The organism is Schaalia sp. 19OD2882 (genome assembly GCF_018986735.1).
In the GTDB taxonomy this organism is placed as follows: domain Bacteria; phylum Actinomycetota; class Actinomycetes; order Actinomycetales; family Actinomycetaceae; genus Pauljensenia.
On the sequence record NZ_CP065521.1, the window covers coordinates 326,620 to 348,470 of the forward strand.

At 67.3% G+C, this 21,851-nt stretch carries 20 protein-coding genes and 1 pseudogene; 9 read left to right on the plus strand and 12 right to left on the minus strand.

The annotated features are described in order from the left end of the window. Positions 1-41 precede the first annotated feature (41 nt). Genes I6B53_RS01375 through I6B53_RS01390 form a run of 4 tightly spaced genes read left to right on the plus strand, consistent with a single transcriptional unit; the run spans position 42 to position 6,514 of the window. Entirely contained in the window at positions 42-1,007 is a 966-nt protein-coding gene (locus I6B53_RS01375) for a MoxR family ATPase (RefSeq protein WP_216764513.1), read from the plus strand. Positions 1,008-1,017: 10 nt separating this feature from the next. Next, a complete protein-coding gene (locus I6B53_RS01380) occupies positions 1,018-2,244 on the plus strand; it encodes a DUF58 domain-containing protein (protein WP_253953911.1) in 1,227 nt (408 codons plus the stop codon). Next, the gene (locus tag I6B53_RS01385) at positions 2,241-4,871 is read left to right on the plus strand and encodes a transglutaminase family protein (protein WP_253953912.1); all 2,631 of its coding nucleotides are present in this window, start codon (positions 2,241-2,243) and stop codon (positions 4,869-4,871) included. Before I6B53_RS01380 ends, I6B53_RS01385 begins: the two co-directional genes overlap by 4 nt. Beyond that, complete coding sequence (locus I6B53_RS01390; protein ID WP_216764515.1) at positions 4,868-6,514, plus strand: serine/threonine-protein kinase; 1,647 nt, start codon at positions 4,868-4,870, stop codon at positions 6,512-6,514. Before I6B53_RS01385 ends, I6B53_RS01390 begins: the two co-directional genes overlap by 4 nt. Before the next feature lie 15 nt (positions 6,515-6,529). On the opposite strand, the gene I6B53_RS01395 is transcribed toward I6B53_RS01390, so the two are convergent. Then, the gene (locus I6B53_RS01395) at positions 6,530-7,954 is read right to left on the minus strand and encodes an FHA domain-containing protein (RefSeq protein WP_216764516.1); all 1,425 of its coding nucleotides are present in this window, start codon (positions 7,952-7,954) and stop codon (positions 6,530-6,532) included. A 371-nt stretch (positions 7,955-8,325) separates the two neighbouring features. Between I6B53_RS01395 and I6B53_RS01400 the strand changes: the two genes are divergently transcribed. Then, positions 8,326-9,201 (plus strand): PP2C family serine/threonine-protein phosphatase, encoded by an 876-nt coding sequence (locus I6B53_RS01400; protein WP_253953913.1) that lies wholly within the window; start codon positions 8,326-8,328, stop codon positions 9,199-9,201. Then, positions 9,198-10,928, plus strand: coding sequence for an FHA domain-containing protein (locus I6B53_RS01405; protein ID WP_253953914.1), 1,731 nt, complete (start codon positions 9,198-9,200; stop codon positions 10,926-10,928). The genes I6B53_RS01400 and I6B53_RS01405 overlap by 4 nt, the downstream gene beginning before the upstream one ends. 582 nt (positions 10,929-11,510) lie before the next feature. Here I6B53_RS01405 and I6B53_RS01410 read toward each other — a convergent pair. The 7 genes and pseudogenes from I6B53_RS01410 to I6B53_RS01440 all read right to left on the minus strand — a co-directional run bounded on the left by I6B53_RS01410 (position 11,511) and on the right by I6B53_RS01440 (position 15,580). Next, on the minus strand, positions 11,511-11,855 hold the full coding sequence (locus I6B53_RS01410; protein ID WP_216764517.1) for a hypothetical protein: 345 nt from the start codon (positions 11,853-11,855) through the stop codon (positions 11,511-11,513). Then, positions 11,837-12,739, minus strand: a complete 903-nt coding sequence (locus I6B53_RS01415; RefSeq protein ID WP_216764518.1) for a hypothetical protein — start codon at positions 12,737-12,739, stop codon at positions 11,837-11,839. Before I6B53_RS01415 ends, I6B53_RS01410 begins: the two co-directional genes overlap by 19 nt. 649 nt (positions 12,740-13,388) lie before the next feature. After that, positions 13,389-13,526, minus strand: a pseudogene (locus tag I6B53_RS01420) (ISL3 family transposase); the annotation flags it as partial. Positions 13,527-13,571: 45 nt separating this feature from the next. Then, complete coding sequence (locus tag I6B53_RS01425; protein WP_216764519.1) at positions 13,572-13,718, minus strand: hypothetical protein; 147 nt, start codon at positions 13,716-13,718, stop codon at positions 13,572-13,574. Positions 13,719-13,870: 152 nt separating this feature from the next. Beyond that, on the minus strand, positions 13,871-14,599 hold the full coding sequence (locus I6B53_RS01430; RefSeq protein WP_216764520.1) for a hypothetical protein: 729 nt from the start codon (positions 14,597-14,599) through the stop codon (positions 13,871-13,873). A 14-nt stretch (positions 14,600-14,613) separates the two neighbouring features. Beyond that, positions 14,614-14,916, minus strand: coding sequence for a hypothetical protein (locus I6B53_RS01435; RefSeq protein ID WP_216764521.1), 303 nt, complete (start codon positions 14,914-14,916; stop codon positions 14,614-14,616). A gap of 1 nt (position 14,917) precedes the next feature. Then, positions 14,918-15,580 carry a hypothetical protein gene (locus I6B53_RS01440; RefSeq protein ID WP_216764522.1) on the minus strand — a complete coding sequence of 221 codons (663 nt, stop codon included), beginning with the start codon at positions 15,578-15,580 and terminating at the stop codon, positions 14,918-14,920. Between the two features lie 404 nt (positions 15,581-15,984). Here I6B53_RS01440 and I6B53_RS01445 point away from each other — a divergent pair, with 404 nt between their 5' ends. After that, positions 15,985-16,287 carry a transposase family protein gene (locus tag I6B53_RS01445; RefSeq protein ID WP_216764523.1) on the plus strand — a complete coding sequence of 101 codons (303 nt, stop codon included), beginning with the start codon at positions 15,985-15,987 and terminating at the stop codon, positions 16,285-16,287. Between the two features lie 282 nt (positions 16,288-16,569). Here the strand turns inward: I6B53_RS01445 and I6B53_RS01450 are convergent, their stop codons facing one another. The 4 genes from I6B53_RS01450 to eccD form a co-directional block, all read right to left on the minus strand. Continuing rightward, positions 16,570-16,821, minus strand: a complete 252-nt coding sequence (locus tag I6B53_RS01450) for a hypothetical protein (protein WP_216764524.1) — start codon at positions 16,819-16,821, stop codon at positions 16,570-16,572. A 243-nt stretch (positions 16,822-17,064) separates the two neighbouring features. Further along, entirely contained in the window at positions 17,065-18,303 is a 1,239-nt protein-coding gene (locus I6B53_RS01455; protein WP_216764525.1) for a S8 family serine peptidase, read from the minus strand. Then, entirely contained in the window at positions 18,300-19,724 is a 1,425-nt protein-coding gene (eccB, locus tag I6B53_RS01460; RefSeq protein ID WP_216764526.1) for a type VII secretion protein EccB, read from the minus strand. The genes I6B53_RS01455 and eccB overlap by 4 nt, the downstream gene beginning before the upstream one ends. Beyond that, positions 19,724-21,025 (minus strand): type VII secretion integral membrane protein EccD, encoded by a 1,302-nt coding sequence (gene eccD, locus I6B53_RS01465; protein ID WP_216764527.1) that lies wholly within the window; start codon positions 21,023-21,025, stop codon positions 19,724-19,726. The genes eccB and eccD overlap by 1 nt, the downstream gene beginning before the upstream one ends. Before the next feature lie 181 nt (positions 21,026-21,206). Here eccD and I6B53_RS01470 point away from each other — a divergent pair, with 181 nt between their 5' ends. Next, entirely contained in the window at positions 21,207-21,518 is a 312-nt protein-coding gene (locus I6B53_RS01470) for a WXG100 family type VII secretion target (RefSeq protein WP_216764528.1), read from the plus strand. A 27-nt stretch (positions 21,519-21,545) separates the two neighbouring features. Beyond that, positions 21,546-21,830: a WXG100 family type VII secretion target gene (locus I6B53_RS01475; RefSeq protein ID WP_216764529.1), complete on the plus strand. Its 285-nt coding sequence runs from the start codon at positions 21,546-21,548 to the stop codon at positions 21,828-21,830. Positions 21,831-21,851: the final 21 nt, after the last annotated feature.

Consider the following 21,851-nt stretch of genomic DNA (forward strand, 5'->3'; position numbering starts at 1 on the left):
CATCCCCATCACCACACGACCGACGAACGGAGAACGACCAGATGAGCATCACTGCCGAGGACGCCACACGCTTCTCGCAGACCTTCAACGGTCTGGTCCAGTCAGTGGCGAAGGCGTTGCTCGACAAGGAGCACGTCATCCGCTTGGCCCTGACGACCATGTTCGCCGGCGGGCACCTGTTGCTCGAGGATGCGCCCGGCACCGGAAAGACGGCGCTTGCCCGCGCGATCGCCGCCACCATCAACGGGTCGAACTCGCGCATCCAGTTCACCCCGGACATGCTTCCCAGCGACATCACCGGCGTGAACATGTACGACCAGCAGAGCGGGCAGTGGCGCTTCCACGCCGGACCGATCTTCGCCGAGATCGTCCTGGCCGACGAGATCAACCGCGCCTCGCCCAAGACCCAGTCGGCCCTGCTGGAGGTCATGGAGGAGGCCCAGGTGACGGTCGACGGCGTCACCCACCCGGCGCCTCGCCCCTTCATGGTCATCGCCACGCAGAACCCGATCGAGCAGGCGGGCACCTACCCGCTGCCCGAGGCCCAACTGGACCGTTTCCTCATCAAGACCTCCGTGGGCTACCCCTCGCGGGCGGCAACGGTGGACATCCTCGACGGGGCGGCCGCCCCCGACCGTTCCAAGCTGCTGCGACCGCTGCTCTCGGGTGAGCAGGTGAACCTGCTGTCCGGGGTGGCGGCCCGCAACCACATGGACCGGGCGGTCCTGGACTACGTGGCGGCCCTGGCGGAAGCCACCCGCGAGGACGAGGCGAGCCTGCTCGGCGTGTCGACCCGTGGCGCCATCGGCATGGTGCGTTGCGCCCGCGTGTGGGCCGCCGCCCAGGGACGCAACTACGTGCTGCCCGACGACGTCAAGGCGCTGGCCTCACCCGTGTGGGGCCACCGCGTGGTCCTGGACCCGGATGCCTCCTTCTCGGGTGCGACCACCGCGGGCGTCATCGCTCGGGCCCTGTCCTCCGTCCCGGCGCCGGCAGTGGGTGTGTGAACCGGTGGCCGTGCGTGACCTCGCAGGTGCCGCTTCGCGGGCCGTGTCCTCACTGGTCGGATCCCCCCTCCTGCGGTGGATCCGACGCAGCGTGGGCTGGGTGACTCCTGTGGGGTGGGCGGTCATCGCCTGCGCCCTCGCCTGCGTGCTCGTCGTCCAGGTCTTCGGGTGGGTCGAAGCCCACGTCATGGCCGTGGTGTGCGGCCTCGCCCTGCTCATCGCCGTCCTGTGGGTCTTCGTCCCCAGCCCTCACGCCGTGGACGTCCGCCTGCCCCAGGCCAGAATCGTGGCCGGGCAGAGCGTCGTCGGTGAGGTCCAGGTGCGCAATGTGCGACGAGGGCGCAGTGCGTCGGGCATCGTCGAGTTGCCCGTGGGCTCCTCCGCCGTGAGTTTCGTCGTGCCGAGCTTGGCGGGTGAAGCCACGTGGGACGAGGTCTTCTCCGTGGTGACCCGCCGTCGTGGGGTCATCGTCATCGGACCTCCCCGTACCGTACGCTCCGACGCGCTGGGCCTTCTGCGACGCGAACGCCACTGGTCCAGGCCCCTGACCCTGCACGTGCACCCGCGTACGACCCGACTGCCCTTCGACGCCACCGGCGCCCTCGTCGACGTCGAGGGCGTGACCACGGCCCGCCTGTCCTCCTCCGACGTGTCCTTCCACGCCCTGCGCGACTACGTGCCCGGCGACGCCAGGCGCAACGTCCACTGGCCGACGACGGCCCGCACGGGGCGTCTGGTCGTGAGGGTCTTCGAAGAGACCCGCCGCTCCCACCACCTCATCCTGTTGGACACGAACGCCTCCCAGTGGGGCGGCGAGGACTTCGAGTTGGGGGTCTCGCTTGCGGCGTCCTTGGGCCTGGTCGGGGTGGGGGCCTCGCGGAAGGTCAGCTTCGCGACGACCCACGGGTGGATCTCCACCGCCTCACCCGTGCACATGCTCGACGACCTCGCAGAAGTCAATGTCTCACGCGAATCCGTGGACCTTGTGCGACGCCTGCGCGAGGTCCAGGCGGCCCGCCCGGGCGCGTCCGTCCTCACCGTCGTCGTGGGGCCCACGACCACCGACGACGAGGCCGCCCACATCGGCCGGGTCTGCGCGGTGGACACCGTGTGCGCCGTCCTGCGCGTCAAGCCGGGTTCCCCGATGAGCAAGCGCCGGGTGGGTGAGGCGGAACTCGTCGACTGCCCGACCCTGAACGACCTTCAACGCATCGTCGCGGCAGGGGGGCTGTCATGAGTGCACCCACCCCACTGGACAGTCAGCCCGTGGAAGCTCCTCCCGTCTCCGTGTCCTCGGGCCGCATCCCCTCGTGGACGTCGAAGCGGACCAACGGGCCGATGCCTGCACTCCAGCCCGTCAGAAGCGGCCTGCCCGCATGGACGGTCCTGGTCCTGGTTCTGCTCTTCGCTCCTCTGGTCCTGGCCTTCGAACCGGTCTTCGGCCAGTGGGCGGGTGTGCGCGCGGCAGGCGCAGGCGTCGTCGCGGGCCTGCTCATCGCGCTCATGGCCCAACGGTGGAGGTGGGACCTGCTGTCGGTGACCGCCGCCGTCCTGGTCGCCCACTTCGCCTTGGGAGGGGCGGCCGCGCTGCCCTCGACCACGCGCTGGGGTGTGGTCCCCACCGGACGCACCCTGCAATTCCTCGTCCTCCAGGTCGTCCACTCGTGGAAGGACCTGCTCACCCTTGCCCCACCGGCCTCCGCCTACGACGGGCCGGCCGTCCTGCCGTGGGTGACGGGACTCGTGTGCGCCACCGCGGCCGGAGTTCTCACCCTGCGCCACGGACAGGCGCTGCTGGGGACCGTGCCGATGCTGCTCATGGCCTTCGTGGCCACCGCATGGGGTGTGTCCGGAAGTCAGCCCGCCCTGTGGCCCGTCCTGGCGTGGTTCGCGGGCGTGCTCATCTGGTGGTCGTGGGCCGCCCAACGGCGACGCTTCGACAAGGGCCTGGACATCCGCGTGGGTCGGCGGGGCTCGGACCACGCTTCGACCACGGGAGCCTCGGCCTCGACCGGAATCTCCCGCTCGGCGGTCCACGGAGGTACGCGCGTGGCGCTGGCCGCCCTGACCGTCGCGGCGGTGAGCCTCGCCGCCCTGCCCGCGACCAGCGCTTTCGGGCCGTGGCAGTCGCGCACGGTGCTGCGCGACCTCGTCGACCCGCCCCTGGACGTGCGCGAGTACCCGACGCCGCTGTCCGCCTTCAGGCACTACACCACCGACCTCGAGAACGAGGTCATCATGCGTGCCAAGGGTCTGCCCGAGAACACGCGGGTGCGCATCGGCGTCATGGACACCTACGACGGCAAGACCTTGGGCATTGCGCCGGTCGGAGTCCACCCGGGTGCCGGCTTCGTGCCCGTGGGCGACTCCCTGCCGGCCCGCACCGCGCCGGCGGGCTCAACGGCCGCGCAGATCAGCGTCGAAGCCCTGCGACTTGTGGGACCGTGGGTGCCCACCACAGGCGTGGCCAAGAGCTTCACCTTCAGCGGCCCCGGCGCCGAGCTCCAGCAGGACGGCCTGCACTACGACATGTGGGCCGACGCCGCACTGACCACCGGACCGGTGGGGCAGCGCACGTACATCCTGGACACTGTCGTCCCGCCGAACTGGTCGGACGGGCAGTTGGCCGGAGTGGAGGCCGTGCCCTTCCAGGGATCCGACACGGGAGTGCCCTCGGGAGTGTCCGAACTGGCCGCGAAGATCGCCGCCAAGGAGCAGGGGGCGCTCAACAAGGCGCGAGCCATCGAGCGTCACCTGTCCGAGAAGGGCTTCTTCTCCAACGAGGGTTCGGGCAACTCGTGGGCGGGTCACCGTGCGGACCGCCTCCAACGCATGATCGACGCCGTCGAATTGATCGGCGACGACGAACAGTACGCGGTCCTCATGACCCTCATGCTGCACTCCCAGGGGATCAACGCCCGCGTGGTCATGGGCGCCTACCCGGGGCAGGGGCACTCCGGCGATGTCGAACTCAAGGGCCTGGACATGCATGCCTGGGTCGAGGTCGAATTCGCCGGCGTCGGCTGGGCCGTGTTCGACCCGACCCCGCCTCGGGACCAGACCCCCCAGACGCAGACGCCCAAACCCCGGTCGATTCCACGCCCGCAGGTCCTCCAGCCGCCCGAGCCACCGGAGGAACCCGCCGAACTTCCCCCGGCCACTTCGCAGAAGGGGACCGATCCTTCGCAGGACGAGGACGACCAGATTCCGTGGCTGCTCATAGGGGGAGTCGGAGGCATCTCGCTGCTGCTCCTGCTGCCCGTCCTCGCGATCCTCGCGGCCAAGGCGCGTCTGCGCAGTCGACGACGCAATGGGACCCCGGCCTCGTCCATTGCCGGATCCTGGGCCGAAGTCGTCGACATGGCCGCCGATGCGGGGGTCAAGGTCGCCCCGGACCTCACGCGACAGGAGGCGGCGTGGCTGCTCACCGACGTCCTGTGGCGCAACCAGGGCAGGCCCGGCACGAAGGTCTCCCGGAACACGGCCCGGGGCGCATCCGAGGACAGACGAGGACAGCACCTGCTTCCAGCCGGTATGGTCATCCCGCGGACAGTTGTCGTCGCGATGGCTGCGGACCGAGCAGACTTCGCCGAGGACGACCCGTCCGCAGAGGGGGCGTTGAATGCCTGGTTCGAGGTCGACCAACTTCGTGGCGAGCTCCGACGCGACACCTCGTGGTGGGCGTCGCTGCGTCGCGCCTTGTCCCTCAAGGCGCTGCGCAGACGAAGACGAGCCCGCCGCGAAGCTCGCAAGGACCGGGCGCGACGCGCCGGGGCTCGCGAGCTGGACGACGCATTCAGCGCCGAGACGCCACAGGTGGAGCAACGAGGTCGTAAGGGACGCAGGAAGGGAGCACGGCGATGACACCACCACTGCCGGGTTCCGGCCCGACGATCTCCGGATACACGTGGGTGCGCGCCCTGGGGGCGGGCGGCTTCGCCGACGTGCACCTGTACCGCCAGCAGGTTCCCTCCCGTGACGTCGCCGTCAAGGTGGTCCGCCAAGTGCAGGACGAGAGGGGTGCTCGCGAGCTTCGTCGCGAGGCCAATGCCATGGCTTCGGTCGCGGGCCACCCTGCCGTGGTCGAGCTCTACGCGGTGGGCACCACCACGGACGGCAGACCCTACCTGGTCATGGAGTACTGCCCCGTGGCGGACGTGGCCGAGCAGGTGCGCACCAGGCCCATGGGTCTGGACAAGGCGCTGGACACGATGATTCGCCTGTGCGGTGGCGTCGAGATGCTGCACCGCTGCGGCCTGGTCCACCGTGACATCAAGCCGGCGAACATCATGATGGACAACTACGGCAAGCCGGTGCTGTGCGACTTCGGGGTGGCCTCACCCATGGGCGCACTGGAACCGGGGGCTCTGGACGGGTTCTCCGTCCTGTGGGCCCCGCCCGAACAGCAGGACCCGCGCACCCACGCCCATCCCACACAGGACGTGTGGGCGTTGGCGGCGACCACGTGGACATTGCTGTCGGGACGCAGCCCCTTCGAGGATCCGATCGGTGAGAACACGGTGGCCTCCATCGCCACCCGGGTGCGTTCGGGTCGGATGCGGGCCTTGGGCAGGGCGGACGCCCCTGCGGAGCTGGAGGCCGCGCTGCGGGCCGCGATGGCGTTGGATCCGGTCGAGCGCACGGCGAGTGCCGCTGAACTGGGGCGGGCACTGCAGCACGTCCAGGAGATCATGGGCCGCCCCGTGACGGTCATGGAGTTGCGTGACGAGGCCCCCCAATTCGGCACCGGCCCCGGCCACGTGCCCGAGGGAGGTCCGGACGGCACCCGGCTGAGGGGCATGCCCTCGGTCGACGCCGACAGGACGCGACTGCATTCGATCCCTTCCATCGACTTCGACTCGGAGTCGCCGGTGCCGGTCATGGACGTGTGGCGCACCTCGGCCACCTCGGAGCGGCGCGTGACCTCCATCGACGAATTGCCCGAATGGGAGGAACGTGCCCGCCGCTCCGGCGCCCGCAATGGGACGCACCCGTTGGTCGTCGTCGCCCTGGTGGGCGTGGGCGCCTTGGTGTCGGCCGCACTGGTCGTCAGCCTGCTCACCGACGGGGGGCAGATCTCACTGGCAGGAGGCGGTTCGGCGACCCCGGCAGGGGTGCCCGAGGCTGCGGCCTCGGGCGGGCAGCCGCCGGTGGAGACGCCGGCACCCGCGCCTGTGAGTGGCCTGCAGGGCCAGGTCAAGGGCTCGGAGGTCGTGTGGACCTGGCGTGAAGGCTCGACCGTCGAGGACGAGCAGTCCGCGGATCAGGACGCCCAGTCGGGTCCGGGCGCCACCGCGTCGCCCGAACCCGGGGTCGTGACTGCCGGAAAGGCGAAGAGTTACATCTACACGGCGACGCGTCCGGGCAGCGACGAGGTGACGAAGGGTGCGAAGAACACGACGGCGACCGTCCAGGCCTCTGCGGGGCAGAATTGCCTGGAGGTCGTGGCCGTCGGGGATGACGGGCGCCAGTCGACGCCGGTGCGGGCTTGCGTGCAGGTTCCCTGACAGGGCGCGTCCTGGTCACCGAGGAGCGTCGGAGACCAGTGTGAATTGACGTTCCCCGGCGATGACCACCGTGCCGATGGGCACTTCGATGCGCTTGCCGCGAGGCAGTGCGACCGTGCGGCCACTGGGGGAGCGCAGGCGGGTGCCGTTGGCGGAGAAGGAATCCTCCACCCATGCGCCCTTCTTGGTCGGGCCGATGGCGAAGTGCGTGCGTGAGAGGGTCCGTGTCGTGTCGGGGACGACGACCTGCTTGGCGGAGGGGTCCGAGGAACTGGGGGAGCGGCCGATGAGCAGCATTGTGTCGACCCTTTCCCGCTGACCCGAATCGGCCACCACCCACAGTCCGGGTGTCGTCGGCGGCTCCGCACCCCACGAGACCGGCGCGTCGGGATCGCGTGTCACCGGAAGACCGGCGGTCTGGCGGAGCACGCCGGAAGTGGGGGCGTCGTCACGAAGGGCGTCCTGGTGGGCGGAGGCAGCAACCCTGGGAGTCGACCAGGAGGAGCCGCGCTGGGGCCACTGGTCGGCCGGGAGCATCCGGAACGTGGACGGCAGTGACGTCACCGACCCCGAGATCGACCTGGACGAGGTCGGGAGCAGGTGCGTGGGGGTGCCGTCACGAGTGGGAGGTGCGGGGGCAACGCCCGGCGTGGACTGGGGGAAGGCCTGCGGGGCCGGTCGTGTCCGTGCACGGGCGGCCCGTGACCGGCGAGTGGGTATCGGCGCGGTCGCCACCGCAGGCGCCCGTTCGGGGGCGGCCTCCGTGGGCAGGTCGCGGGTCGCCGTACGCGCAGGTGCCATCCGCACCGAGGTGATCGTTCCGTGAGTGGGGGCAGCCACGGCGGCAAGGACGGGGGCCGCGGCAACGCCGAGCGGAGCGGGGGCGGGTGTGGGGGCTGCACCGCCAACGGCGACGAGGGCGGGGGACTGGAGCGTCTCCACGGGGGCGGGCTCGACCTGGGGCGCGTTCCGGGTGCTGATTCCGGCGGGTGTGGGGCTGTGCGGAGCCGTGCGCAGGGCGGCGTTGGCAGCGACCTCGGTGGGGCGCGGAGGTACGTGGTTGTCTTCGCGACTGGCCGGGGGAGGGGGGACCGGAGTCCGGGGCGTGGTCGAGACAGGTGGCTTCCGGTCGGCAGGGCGCCGCAGCAGGGTGAGTTTGGGCACCGTCTGCGCAGGGTCGACGGCGATGACGCCGGTGCCGACCAGCCTGTCGATCCAGTCGCGACCCCCTTGGCTGAACGCTGCCGCAACTGCCGGGCCGACCACCGTCACGTGCAGAAGGACCAGGACCGCGGTGCGCGCGAATTGCCGGGGCAGTCCCGGAGCCGACAGTGAGTCCTTTTCCACAGCCCTGGTCGAGGTGAGCACTGTTCCCGGCGTGTGTCCGTCCAGGGCGCGGGTCACGGTCAACACCAGCGTGACGAGGGCACCAAGTGCCATGGGAACCCACATGGGAGCGGAACCGTGGAGCAACAGTGCGGGCATCGTCACGCAGGAGAGATCGACGAGATAGGCACAAAGGCGCGCCCAATTCGACGCAGGTGGGGGCGAAACGCGCGGTGTCCTCGACGGGGAAGCGGTGAGGGCCTTCGACATGGGGCCTCCTCTTCGTCCTCGTGCTCACGAGTGTTCTCGCGGCGCCGTGGCGCACCGTCGTCGGCCGCCTCATTTGCACTGCTTCGAGAATAGTCGTTCCTCACAATGTGTCGCGCTGGATGGTCGCTTCGCCGACTGGCGTGCGCGTGGGTGTGGTCGCGTGGCACACTTCGGTGGAGATGACAAAGGGTTGAACCCTTCGACGAGGAGGACGTGTGGAGGCAAGTAGGACCGTCCCGGTGGCCCAGACCCGGTGGGGTGCGGCCTCCGACATCGGTCCTGTGCGCGCACTGAACGAGGATTCGTGGATCGCGGCTCCCCCGTTCTTCGCCGTCGCCGACGGCATGGGTGGGCACGCAGGCGGGGACCGCGCCTCCCGGACCTCCCTGCAGACCATGCGTGACATGCTCTGCGAAAGCACCCTCGGTGGCCGCCTTCCCGGCCTGCCCGACGTGGATGCCGCCGTGACGGAGTCCGCCGTGGCCGTGGCCGCCCTTGCCTCACACACCGACCCCGCACTGGCCCCGGGGACGACTCTGACGGGAGTCCTGTGCGTGTGGGGCCAGGACGGCCCGGACTGGCTGGTGTTCAACATCGGGGACTCGCGCACCTACCTGGTGGGACACGGGGTGGCGCGCCTCCTGACCAAGGACCACTCCGCGGCCCAGGAGGCCCGCGACTACGCGGCTGCCACCGGGGTGCCCGTGGTCCTGCCCCCCTCCAACGTCGTCACCCGCGCTCTGGGTGCGTCGATGCCGGGCCTGCCCAAGGCCGACTACACCGTCACCCCCATGTACGAGGGCGACCACGTGGTCATCTGCTCCGACGGGGTCCACGGGGTCCTGTCGGACGAGGAGATCGCCCAGGTGGTGACCTCCGGCCCCGACCCCCAGACGACTGCCACGGCACTCGTCGACCTCGCCCTCACGCGGGGCACACGTGACAACGCCACCGCCCTGGTGGTGCGGGCGGACAGTGTGGTGCGTTCGGATCTCGGACAGCACGCACATGTGGCCACCCGACCCGTCATGTCGGTGGTTCCCGTTCCCAAGGACACAGCACGCAGACCCAGAACCGAAGGTGGTCAATGATGTTGCAGATCGGCACGTACCTCTCTCGCGGTGAGGGAGCAGTGGTCCTCCACGGGTCCACCGGAATCGCCTTGGTCCCCGAGAACCTCGCCCCCGGTGCGCACCAGGCCGTCAATGGTCAGGTGGACATCGGCACGTGGCTGCACGAGGCGGCCAGCTCCGGCGCGGACTTCGCGCTGATCGACACCACCGGTCCGACCTCGTACCTGACGACCCGCGGGCGTGCGAGTGCCACCCTGCATCCCGCCGGCGGTGGGCCCGCTGTGGAGCGCGAGCACCTGTGGGGCGAGATCGTCCGCCCGGAGGCTCTGGACGCCATCGTCCTGCGTGTTCCCGGCACCGACGGCGATTCGTGGCAGAACGTCAGCGCCTCCGGGGTGCGGGCGAACGAGGTGTGCGTGGGCGCTCTGCCCGCGTCCCTGCGTGGGGCTCCCGAGCCCGGCGCCTTCGCCGCACCGCCTTCTCCCGCCGAGGCCTTCGGTGCGCCGGTGCCGCCGATGAACCGCTTCCACCCCACCGGGGCCGCTCCGTCGACCCCGGCTTTCGGTACGCCCGCGCCCTCGGGCGCCCCTGAGTCGGCTGCGTCATCTGCGGCTGACGCTCGCCCGTCTGCAGCGGCTGCGGCCCATGGGTCCGTCTTCGGCGCTACGATTCCCGATTCAGAGGAACCCGGTGCGGGTTCGTCCTCCGCGGTTTCGCCCTCGGCCCCCTCCGCAGCCTTCGGTGCACCTGTCGGCCAGGCTCCGACCAGCGGCACCGGCTCGGCCGGCCCGATTCCCGCCGACTCGGCTCCCCACGACTTCGCGCGTCCCCACACCCCTGTGGAGCGCCAGTCGGTGGAGTCCCGCCAGAGTGCCTTCCGGCCGGTGTCCATCCAGCCGGTGGCGGCCGCCCAGCCGCCGGCCCCCGGCGCGGTGCCGCCCGCACATGCGGCACCCGTGGAGCCTTTCGCACCTGCTCCGCTCGCCTCCTCCCGGGCCTCCGCCACTGCGACGGGAACGCCGATTGATGCCGGCCCCTCACGCGCAGAGTCGGCGCCTTCCACCCAGAGCGGCCCGATCCCCACGGCCGCGAATCCGCTGCACTTGCATTCGCGCGCCGAGGCCGCGCAGGCGCGTGTTGCCGCCGAGGCCGAGGCCTCCTCGCCGGCGTGGGGTGAGCCCGCCCGACAGGCCCCCTCCCAGGCGTGGGGCACGCCTCCTCCTCCGCCTCCCGCACAGCGGGTCCCCTCCGACCTGTGGGCGCAGGAGCACTCCTCGCCCCAGCAGGCTCCTGCGCACGCCAACCCGGCCTTCGGGTCGGCAGGTCCCTCGGACAGCTACGCGCCGGGTGAGGGTGACGCCAATTCGGTACTGCCGCGGCGACGCTCCGCCGCGGAGGCTCCGCGCGTGGCCTTCCTGGTCCACGCGGGCTCGGCGCCGGTCGAGCTCGACCGTGACGTCGTCATCGGCCGTGACCCGAACACACACGTCCTCACCGGCCGTACTCAGGCGACTCCGCTGCGGGTTCCCAGCCCGGCCACCGAGATCTCGCGTTCACACTGCGCCGTCATCTCCACCGGTCCTTCCGCCTGGGCCCTCATGGACCTGGGGTCGGCCAATGGGACGCTGCTGCGGCGCGGCAACGGGACGATGGAGGACGTCATCCCGATGACCACCGTGCCGTTGAGCGATGGTGACCTCATCGACGTGGGTGAGGGCACGACCATCGAGTTCCGGGTGCGCTGAGCGTTTCCCGTTGAGGCTGTCGGGGCCCGCCGCGTGGAGCGGCGGGCCCCCGCCTTTGCGGCCTGCAGCTGCACAAGTGTTGCCCATTGCGACGAATTCGGGTTGACCGGTGCCAGGATTGCCGGTGAGCTGGACGTCAATGCTGAGATGTTGGGGATCCGGGTCGGGAAGGCCGAGGTCGACTCAGACCAACGGGCGGGGCGACCAGCCGGGATGCTCAGCGGCTCAAAGAGGAGGAGAGGGAAGTTCGTCAGCTGCATCGGGCCGACGAGATCCTTCGACAAGCGAGCACGTATTTCGCCCGGGCGGAGCTCGACCGCCGATGTTGGACATCGATGCATCCAACGATGAGAGCCGAGCGCGACGCGGTCTTGAAAGAGCAGATCAAGAGCCGGGCATGTCAAGGGCGAGGTTCTGCCGGCTCTTCGACATGCTCGAATGCACATGACGCCGTTGGTGGACCAAGGCTCATGACCGACCAAGGCGCCGATGTCATCAAATCCACCGGTCTGCCGATGCACCAAGCTGGCACGAGTCAGGTCGGTTGCTCACAGATGTGGGCGCTCCAACGAAGTGGAGAACTCAGGAGTCCGGCCAGCGGTCGTAACCCGTGGGTGCCTGGACCTGGCCGGCTGTCTCGTCCAGACGTGCCGCCGTTTTCTCATCATTGGTGGCAAAGTCCGCGGCAGCAGCCTCAAGATTCGCGGCACCGCGGTCGACGTCGGCGGCCAAGTCCTTGACGGCAGTCCAGATCTTGTAGAGGAGCACGGTGAACTCAGGGCTGGGGCCATTGCTCCCCACGCCGATACCCGAGTATCGACGGACCTCCATCTTCAACTTGTTCAGATCATCCGCTGCAGTGGTGAGATCCGCAGAAATGGTCGGGAGGTAGTTGTGGTAGATCTCCTTCACCAGATTCTGATCCATGATGACCACGCGACCCGCGTCCACGTCCGTGCTGTTGATCGGGGGGGGACGGTGAGGTCGTAGGACTCGTGGTCGGTGTCGATCTGGGTGCTGCACTTGTCCAAGTAGCCCTGGATGAAGGTCTCGCTGTCGAGGATGTCCTTCTTGATCGCCTCCAGGGACTGTTGGAACGTGGAGAGCACCGATTCGTAGTTCCCGTTCGTGTCCATCGCGAAGTCCTCGCCGCCGGCAGCCGATTCCCCGATGTCGATTCCCAGATCCGCGAGGTCCAGGCCGACACCCACTCCATCCCCCGTGAATGCTTTGGCAGCCGTCACGGCGAAACCGAGAATCTTCAGGGTCACCTTGATCTCTGCTGCGGTGTTGTCCGAGGATGCAATGAAAGCCGCTGTCGCACTGGTCACCGCCTCGATCACGGCCTTGTTCGCCTTGTCGAAGATTTCCTGTTCAGCCTTGAGGGTTGAACTGGATGCGACTGAGGCTCCATGGAGGCTGGCAATGGTCCGGTTGAGCTTGAGGAGGAACTTCTGTTTGAAGGCTGCGATCGTTTCGCCGGACATTTTGTCCAGGGCCTGCGCGATGCCCGCCAGCTGTTCTGTGATCTCACTTGCGCCAGTGGGAGTCTTGTCTTCCCCGACACTCGGTGAACATGACAGGCTCTTGCATGCAGTGCGAGCATTCTCGATGTGAGTGTCGCACTTGCTCGGTTCTGCCAGGCGCAGGAACGGGAACATGAGTTCGTCAATGGTTGCGTGAATCGTGTCGAACCGCTCCTTGTAGCGGGCATCCATCTGCTCATTGATGGAGCCCGGAACGAACGGTGCGGAGGTCGACCAGTTTCCGCCGCCCTCGCCATTGGCATCCGGGCGGGTGATCCAGTCCATATGAGGGTTCTCACCGGGGTCGGTGCTGGTAGGAGGTGTCGGTCCGAGTGCAGAAGAGGCCAGTCGGCATGGAAGCGTCGATGGCCGCACGCTTCAGGGGGCTGATGAGTGCTTCGATGTTGGGCCGGATGTCTTCGGGTTCGAATGCTGGAGGTGGTGGAGTGGGTCGGGCCCAAGTGTGCCTCCTTGGGACGTTGTGGCGATCGCCTGGTGGAGACGCGCGGTTGTTGTACTCGGCGCGACAGTCCTCGGCCCGCTGGGCCAGTTTGATGGCGTCGTCGATCTGGTCCAGCTAGAACCGCTCGATCCTCGAGCGTGTCGAAGCGGCGCTCGCGTGACCCGCTTCTAGCCCGGGGAGCGCACGTACCGCAACTGCGGGGGGGGGGGGGGGGGAAGCGATGAAGGTCTCGAAGCGGAACGAGAACTGCGAACCTTCGTTGTCGGTCACGATGGTCGCCACCGGGACCACGTTGCCCGTGTCAGGGTCCGTCGGGCAAGCGTGGGGCAGAGGGCGGCCGAACGGCTTCCCGTGGTCGGCCAAGGCCAGCTCGACCGCGCGGGTGGCGTCGTACTGGTTGGCGGTGGGCGAGATGTGGAAGGGATTTCTCGCACCTTCGAGGGCCATTCGTGTTCAGGGGCTCTTCGCGTTTCAGGGGTGTTGTAGATGGGGTCTGAAGCCGCCGGTTTCGAGGATGCTTCGGGTGATGTGGTTGGCGCGGCTTCGGAACCCTTGGGCGATGCCGCGTAGGTGTTCGAGGCGACGATTGATGGCTTCGGTGGGGCCGTTGTGGCGCAAGTCGGGTCAGAGGCGGCTGATTGAGCCGTCGGGCCTCTACAGTGCGCGCACGAACTGGACTGCGACGTCGAGCGGGACGGGATCCCATTGCATGACGTAGTGAACTGCGGCCATTTCGCCGGACTTCGAGGAGTCGCGCAGTTTGCGGACCTCGGCTCGGTCAACGGGGCTCTCGGCGAGCATTCGCTCGAGCGAGAGCCCGTACGTCGTACGGTAGTGATCCCGTTGTGCCTTCTTACGAGGATTGTTGTTGACGACCGACCATGCGCCAATCGCGAAGATTGCGGCAATGGGGAGACCGTAAAGTAGGGCCGGTGCGAGGAGATCCATACCAATCATTCCTTAACGGCAAGTGGCCACTCTTGACCTGGAAAATCTGCAAGCACATTCTTCATCTCGATGATCGAGGCTCCGCATGCCACGAGTGTCACGCCGAGGAGGGTACCTGCGGCAATCAACTCAGCCGCTGTGACTCCGCAGTCCAAAGCGATGACCCCCAAGCCCAGAGGAGACAATACAACTGTGCCACAAGCTGCGATACCTGCAATGAGTGCGGAGATGAACTTGACGACAATAATGCCGACAGCAATATAGAAAGTGCAGCCCGCAGCGGCGATGATTCGAAGTTGTGTGGCCATGGTTCCACCGACACCTGCAATGGCCTTAGCCGCGCCCGGCTGGTCGGACACCGCCTGAATATAAGCGTCGCGCGCGGCGCCCTTCCACTTCTCGGTGCTGATGAGATGGCTTGGGCTCGTGGCGTCGGAAATGTCAATCATGGGCGTTTTGACGTCTGTCACCCAGTCGTAAGCACGTTTGAAGAAGAGAACCGGTGCGGCGGCTCCCTCGAGGAACTCTCCGACTTTCTTCAGGAGAGCCTTGGTTGCGTTGACGATGGAGTTGGAAGCTTTGACGACAAGATCGGCCATCCAGTCCATGACCAAAGGCGAATCGAGTGCCGAGACAACAGCTGTTCGTAATTCCTCGCTCTTCGTGCTGACGCGCTCAACGTTCAGATTGAGTTCGTTGATGGTGGCCTCGTACGTTCCGACGTTGAAACTCATGGGGTCGCTCCCTTCTAATATGCGCCTTCAATTGAAGCGGCGGTATCGGCGTCGCGATTCCGATAAGCGGTCGCATTTCGGTTCAAGGCATCAGCTGCCGCTGTCATCAAAGTGTTCGCTCGCGCGCCCTGAGCAGAAACAAAATCGCATACTTCGTTGTATTGGGATACGATGAGGAAGAATATTCCCGCCTTCAAGCCTGTGAGCCTCAGTGCGTTTCCTGCCGTGCCGACGCCCGAACAGGCGGCCGCCTGCGTTCTCCATATGCTGGCCTCGGAATCGATCGCCTCGGTGCATGCTTTGAGTTCAGGATCCACATCAGTTCCCTTCTGCTAGTCGGCTCATGGCGGACATTGCGGCGAATAGAATGTCATCTTCCGGGCCTTCGGGTTCCGTCCGCCGCACCTCCATCATGATCGCATTGATGATGATTTCCGGGCTCCGTCCGAGCGCCCATTGCTCATTGAGCTCGATGGACGCGATCAGCCCAGCATGCTTGGACACTCGTACGTTGCCAATCATTCGCTCGGGTGGCGCGTCCTGTCGCGCGCGCATTTGTTGAGAATGTGCGATGAAGTCCTCAGCGAGGTCCGCAATGTCGACCGTCGGGCCGAATGAGAGCCCTGCAGTGGATTCCGCCATCTTGCTTTCGAGGAACTCAGACGCTTCCTTCTTCGTGACGCTCGGCATATTGAACGGGGCGGAGGAATGCGACGCGGCGGAGAAGCGTGCAGTTTGAGCATCCTTGAGCGCGGCCATAATGTGCGCCGAGAGAGAACCGAGCGTGAGCTTGGTCTGCCACCTCTCTGCAATCTCCATTCCGACAAGATGACCGTCACGATCGACAGTCGCAGTCACGATGTCCGCCTCGTCTGTTCCTGTCGAACGTTCAGGGGCGCGTTCATTGATGAGGCGCATGACTTCCGCAGCCTCCATCGTTGAGCGCACAACCTCAACGAGACTCTCATCCAGATCCATCATTTGCTCTCTCTGTAGGCCTATCTACGCAGGTCGAATGCTGGAATGGGAATGCCGCAAAGACTAACCGAACCCCTGCTCATCCGAGTAGAGGCTAACGGATGTTGGCGGATTCGTCAATACCGAGGCTCTTGGCGTCTCGAATGTTGGTGGCAGCGGACGAGGGACGGGTAAGGCTGTGAGGTCCTCTCATCGGGGTGGCTGGCGGGTGCCCTGTGATGGTTGGGGGGTGCTTGTTGGGGTGCGGGGGCCCGTCCAGGATGGGTTCTGACGAAAAGATCGTCTGAATGGGGATCCCCCGCGTGCTGTCCTATCGTGTCACCATTGAAGTCCTGCGGGCCACTGCCTGCACAGTGACCGGCTGGCCATGAGCCGCATCCTTGTCAGATCGGGCGAGCCGTACGTGTGTGGACGGAACCCTGATCCCCACCGGCCGTGTCGCCGCCAAGAGCGCTTGTGGCACCTACCTGTGGTCCTCGGGCAAGCAAAAGGCCTTCGGCGGCAATGTCCAGGTGCTCACTGACCACACCGGCTACCCCGTGTGGGTCTCGCCCGTGGAGCCCGGCTCCACCCATGACATCACAGCCGCCCGCGCGTCAGTCATGCCAGCCCTGCACGAGGCGGCCCGCAAGGGGGGGGTGACGACCCTGGCCGACGAGGGGTACCAAGGCGCTGGTTGGCGTCAACGCCATTCAAATGCAAGGCGCTGAGCGTGGGCCAGCAGACGCGCAACATGGTGCACGGGGCCCTTCGGGCCCCTGCCGAGGGAGCCGATGCCCTGCTCAAGAGCTTCAAAGCCCTCCAGTGAGTCAGCCTCGATCCACGCGCCATCACAAAGATCGCCGCCACCGCCTTGGTCGTCCTCAACCTCAACACTGGCTACCACCCCATCCTGTCCTGATGCGAAGACCTCAGTCGGGAGGGTCGAAAAATGATACGGCGTCGACAGCTCCATGCGCTCGACGAAGTCGCCCCGAATGCATGCGGCTCCGTCAGAGACACGGTCTCTGGTCCTTGGAGGATGACCCCGCGCCAAGGGCAAGAAGGGTCGTTGAATCCAGGACAAGGACGATCAGCAGGAGTCCCAAGCGGTTCGTCCGCTCGAACTCGCACTTGTGACCGTTCTCCACTTTCCAGGCCTCGATCTGCGCTTCCTCCTCAGGGCCGACCAGGGGGGCGATGATGGTGATGATGTCCTCCGGGCCTGCCAGTGGCGGCAGCGCCGGCCCCAATGGTGTGCACACGACAGTGAGACGCTGGCTGCCGACGTAGTCGTAGGCGGTCGGGTTGGTCTAACCTGTTCCCGTTGCGATCAACAGAGTGATCGCAGTCACTGCAACTTGGAGCCACTTTATGTCTTCGGTCCTCTGACCTTTTTCAGCGTCACTATCGGTTCGGGGTGGTGTGCATCTGTCTCCCATTTGCGCGCGAACCCGTTGGGCTGGGTGAGGGGATGCGTCCCGGAATGCTCAGGGCGGGGGATTCCATCAACCGTCCTGTGCAGATCGAGTACGTCCGCAGCGAATGAGGCGTGATGCGAGCACCCCGGCCAGTGTGAGCGCCGCGGAGCAGCCGGCCATGCCGGCAACGACCAGGAAGGGGTCGACGGGCGGCGGGTCCTGCGGGACCGGCTGTGGAAGCAGGGGCGCCACCTGCTTCGCCGGTGCAGGGAAACGAGGATTGTGTGGGCCCTGGAGTCGTCCGTCGTTGACGAAGTTGATCGCCTCACGCGGGGCCAGCAGGCCCCAACCCAGGTTCTTCTCGCGTTGGGAACGCGAAGAGCGCAGTGCGGTCGCCAGCATGCGGTACTCCCAGTCGGCGGGGGCCTCCTGTGGATGAGCGGCGGCGACCAGGGCGGCCACCCCGGCCGCGTAGCCGGTCGCGTAAGACGTCGAGGCCTGTTCGCCCGCCAGGACGCAGTCGCCGGAGTCCAGGAAGGTGGTGAGAACCGCCTGCCCCGGGGCGGCGACCTCCACATGCAACCCGTGGACGACCGCCTGGGAGGGCAGTCCATCCCTCCCCACGGCGGTGACCGACAAGGCTTCCGGGTAGCCTGCGGGGAAGCGGATGGAGGCCCCGTCGTCGTTCTCGGAGGCATTCCCGGCGGAGGCGACGACCAACGCCCCGTGAGCCGTCGCCAAGCGGACGGCGTCGCGCAGGGCAGGTGTGTCCTGCGTGGTCGACTGGGCGACGACAATGACCTTCGCGCCCTGCTCCGCAGCCCATTTGATCCCCTCTGCAGTGCGTCTGGGATCAGGGCCCTTGCCTGCCTTCATCGACTGGTCCTGCATGTCGACGTAGGTCCTCACGGGCAGGATCTTGGACTTCGGGGCAACTCCGACCAGCCCGGAACCGGAGACGGGGCGGGCAGCGATCTGACCCGCGATGGCCGTGCCGTGCCCGAAGACGTCGGTGCGCCCATCTCCGCGCTCGACCAGGTCGAGTCCGGGCAACACCGCACTGCCCAAGTGCGCATTCGACGCGGCGACACCCGAATCGACGACGGCGACCACGACCTCCCCGTCGGAGAACTCCCACGCCGCTTCAATGCCCATCTGGGCGAAGGCGTCCGGGGGCTGCGCCACGTACTGGGCGAGGCCCGGAGTGCACTCCCTTGTGCCTTCGGCGGCGGGAAGCATCGCAGATCGTGCAGGGGCCTGCAAGGCCGCCGCCGACAGGGCGGTTGCGGTCAGAACTGCTGCCAGAGCAGGAAAAGCACGTGTCATTGCCGCCCCACCGTGGCCCAGACCCCTGCCGGGTCCAGGGGGGAGCCTTCGGGGATCAGCGCGGTCCACGCCGCCGGGATCGGCAGGACATCGCTTTGCGTGTAGCCCAAGCGCCCGAGTGTCGTCGACGGGTCCTCGCCGAAGCCGTGGATGGTGCCGGCGTCGGAGACCAGCATCACCGCCCCGAGGGTTCCGCCCGCATTCGCCTGGACCAGTGCGCCGGAGCCGCCTCGAACCGTGACGGAATCCCCTGCGGGCAACTGCCCGTTTTCCGTGGCCGCCGCCCCGGACTGCTGGCCGGACTGCTGTTCAGTGCCCTGGAGCGCGCGGGCCAGGTCGGCGGAGCTCAGGGAGACAAGGGTGGTCCGCAGTTTCCCGTAGTCGTCCTTGACCAGCTGGGAACATGCGAAGTCGTCCAATGGAACCGAGTCGGCGACAGTCGCCGGCCAGTCCGCAGGGTAGGGCGTCTTGTCGGTGACGGTGAGATCCGCGACGTCGGCGACTGTGGCCTTCAAGGGGCTTCCGACGGCCTGCCCTGCCTTCGAGATGCGGTACAGGCGCAGCGCCAAGTCGGTCAGCGGGGTGATCGTCCGGTCGCCGACGACCAGGTAGGCGCGGGCCGATTGCTGGGTGGCATCCCCCGAAACCTCGATGACGCTGCCGAGCTTGGCGGTTCCCAGGGAAGGGGGCAAGCCTGCAACGGCGGCCCCCGGATTCTCGAGCTCCAGGGGTGTCAGCGGGGAGCCTTCCTCGAAGGTGTCCAGCCACTGTGCGGTCACCTCGCGAGGTGCGCGACCGTCGAGTTCCAGGGTGAAGAGGACGGGGCCCACCTGGTCGGCGGCGACCTCGTGGCGGACTCCGCCGGACAGGAGCCACGTGCGGCCCGCACTGGTGACGACGGTCGCGTCGCGGGAGGTTGCGCCCGACGGTGTGGTTGCCACCCAGGTGTGGGTGCCGGAGGGGGTCGCGCAGGTGGTCCACAGGTCCGAGTGCAACGACGCGGCCTTCGGGACGTCATCGGGAACGCCCAAGACACCGACCTGGGTGCCCCGGGCGATGCCGTCGATGGTGCCTGCGTCGATCTCGCTGGTCTTGTAGTCGCCCGGCTCGGACAAGAGCTTCGCGGAGGTGATGTTCGTGACCGGGCGCAGCGTCCCGTTGATCGTGTAGTACCGGGCGCCGGTTCCTTTGACGACGATCAGGGTGGAGTTCTCCCAGTTGGCCGGCAGGACCGGGGCGAAGCGACCCATGATGGCGGCGATGGCGAGCATCACCAGGACGAGGGCGGCGCCGACGATCAACGGGGTGAAGGGGGACCTGGTGGTCAACTCACGCCCGCCCGGCACGCCCGACGAGAAGGCCGTGACCAAACGCTTGCGGTTGTAGCCCTGGGCCTCCAGGATTTCCCTGTTCGATGCCATCAGAGCACGCCCCAGACGAGGGCCGCCAGTGGCAGAAGGGCCAAGAGTGCCAGGACACCCGCCGCGTCCGCGAGGCGGGTCACATTGGGCCGGAGCTTCGGCGAGACGACGTTCGCGGCGAGCAACAGGACTGCGACCGCGATGGTGCCCGCGAGAACCCACGGCAGGGTCGTCGGTGCGGAGGTCGTCGTGCCGACTGCAGCGACGACGGTCAGGACCATGCCGTTGAGCACGCCCACGAGGACCTCTGCATGTGAACGCAGGGAGCGGGTCGAGAGCATGAGGGCGACGCCCGCGCACGCGACCAGGGCCAGCGCCTGCATGGAGTCCATGAGCAGCAAGGACAGGGGTGCCGAGGCCAAGGCCGCCCCCACCTTGAGAGAGAGGACCAGCTGGTGGCCCGAGGCCACGCGGTCGGCGACCAGGGAGGGGTCGATGGGCGTGCGGTCCTTCGCAGTTCCGACCTCGACGGGCAGCTGTGCGACGGCCATCCACGGGGCTGCGAGTTGGATGACGACCAGGGCGGTCAGGACCAGTGCCGCCGCACGGTCCTGTGGGATCTGCGCGAAGGTCGTCAATGCGCCGCACGCCAGCAATGCGGGGCCGGTCGTCAAGGGAGCGGCCACGGACGAGCGCTGGGCTGCGGGAAGTGCCAGGACGACCAGGCTGCCAGCGGTGATTGCGACTCCGGCCAGGAACAGCGGAAGCCTGTACCACTCCTCAGCCGCCGAGGAGAAGGCTGCTGCGCCCAACAGCACGGGGGCCGTGTGGGCCAGGGAGACCCCGCCCACGGGGCTTCCCGAGCGTGCGACAACGGCTGCCGCCAAGGCGGTCAGCACGGCCCCGGCACCTGCGACGGCCCACGTGAGCAGGGTGAAGGAGGATCCTGTGACCAGCAGCAGGGCGGCGACCAGGATGAGGACCGCAGAGGCGTGGGCGGACAGTTGGATCGAGTGGCTGCGTTCCCAAGGGTTCTGCTCCTCGGCGACAGTCGCGCCGACCGCCTCCACGAGGTCGTCGTAGCGCTGGTCGCCGATGCCCGAGCCCTTCGCCTCCAACGTGAGAACCGTGCCGGGCTTCACGCCTTGATCCTTGAGGGACAGGGATTGCTGCAGTTCGTGTCCGGCCCCCGAGAGCACCGCATAACCCTGCGAGGCATTCGCGGCATCCAACGGCCCCAAGGCCTGCACCATGGCGGGAACCAGTTCAGCCAGGGCGACGTCCGGCGGAACGGACAGATCCGCCTGTTGACCCGCAGAATTCAAGGTGATGGGCAGCAGTGCCGATGTCGAGGCGGCCACAACAGTCCTTTCCTTCGTCGGGTGTGGGAAGTGTCCCCGGGGAACAGGCTACCGGGACACGTGGGGGGCGCGACAAACGCTTGTACAGTTTCCTGTAGCGGACTTGACCGGGATCACTTAAGCTGTCGTTGCCATAGGGTTCCGGCCGACCGGCCGTCGTCACGACATGGAGGAAATACACATGGCACAACAGATTGCGGCACAGGACGGTGCGATCCTCAAGGGTGCAGAGACCGTGGAAAGCACCCAGGCGGAACTGCAGCAGTTGATCTCGACACTGCGCGGCCAGATGGAGTCGATCGGCGGCAAATGGCAGGGAGCATCGGCGGGGGCCTTCCAGCAGCTGATGGTCCGCTGGGACGAAGAGGCCAAGAAGGTCACGGGCGCCCTCACCGGCTTTGCGGAGAACCTGCGCGGCTCGCAGAAGAACTTCGACTCCACCGACACCGGTCAGAGCGACGCCTTCACCCACTTCCAGGCCACCCTCGGCTGATCCCGGACCTCTGAAAGGAACTGACAAATGCCAATCGTTGTCAATCACGCAGCCCTGCAGACCGCTTCAACAGACCTCACCACCGGCGGTGACCGCATCGAAGCCGCCCTGGACAGCATGGATACCGAACTCCAGCCTCTCATGACCCAATGGGAAGGTGACGCCCAGCAGGCCTACCTCCAGTACAAGGAGCAGTGGACCGAAGGCATGATGAACATGCGCAAGATCCTGCTTGCCGTCTCCGGAGCGGTCGTGGACGCTTCCGACGACTTCTCCGCCACTGATCGCCGCAACGCATCGCTGTTCAGCTGACCCGGACTCGCGTCGTCCCCG

Bases quoted from the DNA above. Each gene is read 5' to 3' on its own strand.
- I6B53_RS01475 (WP_216764529.1), top strand. From the start codon at position 21,546: ATGCCAATCGTTGTCAATCACGCAGCCCTGCAGACCGCTTCAACAGAC.
- I6B53_RS01430 (WP_216764520.1), bottom strand. From the start codon at position 14,599: ATGAGTTTCAACGTCGGAACGTACGAGGCCACCATCAACGAACTCAAT.
- I6B53_RS01385 (WP_253953912.1), top strand. From the start codon at position 2,241: ATGAGTGCACCCACCCCACTGGACAGTCAGCCCGTGGAAGCTCCTCCC.
- eccB (WP_216764526.1), bottom strand. From the start codon at position 19,724: ATGGCATCGAACAGGGAAATCCTGGAGGCCCAGGGCTACAACCGCAAG.
- I6B53_RS01440 (WP_216764522.1), bottom strand. From the start codon at position 15,580: ATGATGGATCTGGATGAGAGTCTCGTTGAGGTTGTGCGCTCAACGATG.
- I6B53_RS01455 (WP_216764525.1), bottom strand. From the start codon at position 18,303: ATGACACGTGCTTTTCCTGCTCTGGCAGCAGTTCTGACCGCAACCGCC.
- I6B53_RS01415 (WP_216764518.1), bottom strand. From the start codon at position 12,739: ATGGACTGGATCACCCGCCCGGATGCCAATGGCGAGGGCGGCGGAAAC.
- I6B53_RS01405 (WP_253953914.1), top strand. From the start codon at position 9,198: ATGATGTTGCAGATCGGCACGTACCTCTCTCGCGGTGAGGGAGCAGTG.
- I6B53_RS01470 (WP_216764528.1), top strand. From the start codon at position 21,207: ATGGCACAACAGATTGCGGCACAGGACGGTGCGATCCTCAAGGGTGCA.
- I6B53_RS01375 (WP_216764513.1), top strand. From the start codon at position 42: ATGAGCATCACTGCCGAGGACGCCACACGCTTCTCGCAGACCTTCAAC.
- I6B53_RS01410 (WP_216764517.1), bottom strand. From the start codon at position 11,855: ATGGATCAGAATCTGGTGAAGGAGATCTACCACAACTACCTCCCGACC.
- I6B53_RS01425 (WP_216764519.1), bottom strand. From the start codon at position 13,718: ATGCTCGCCGAGAGCCCCGTTGACCGAGCCGAGGTCCGCAAACTGCGC.
- I6B53_RS01390 (WP_216764515.1), top strand. From the start codon at position 4,868: ATGACACCACCACTGCCGGGTTCCGGCCCGACGATCTCCGGATACACG.
- I6B53_RS01395 (WP_216764516.1), bottom strand. From the start codon at position 7,954: ATGGCACTTGGTGCCCTCGTCACGCTGGTGTTGACCGTGACCCGCGCC.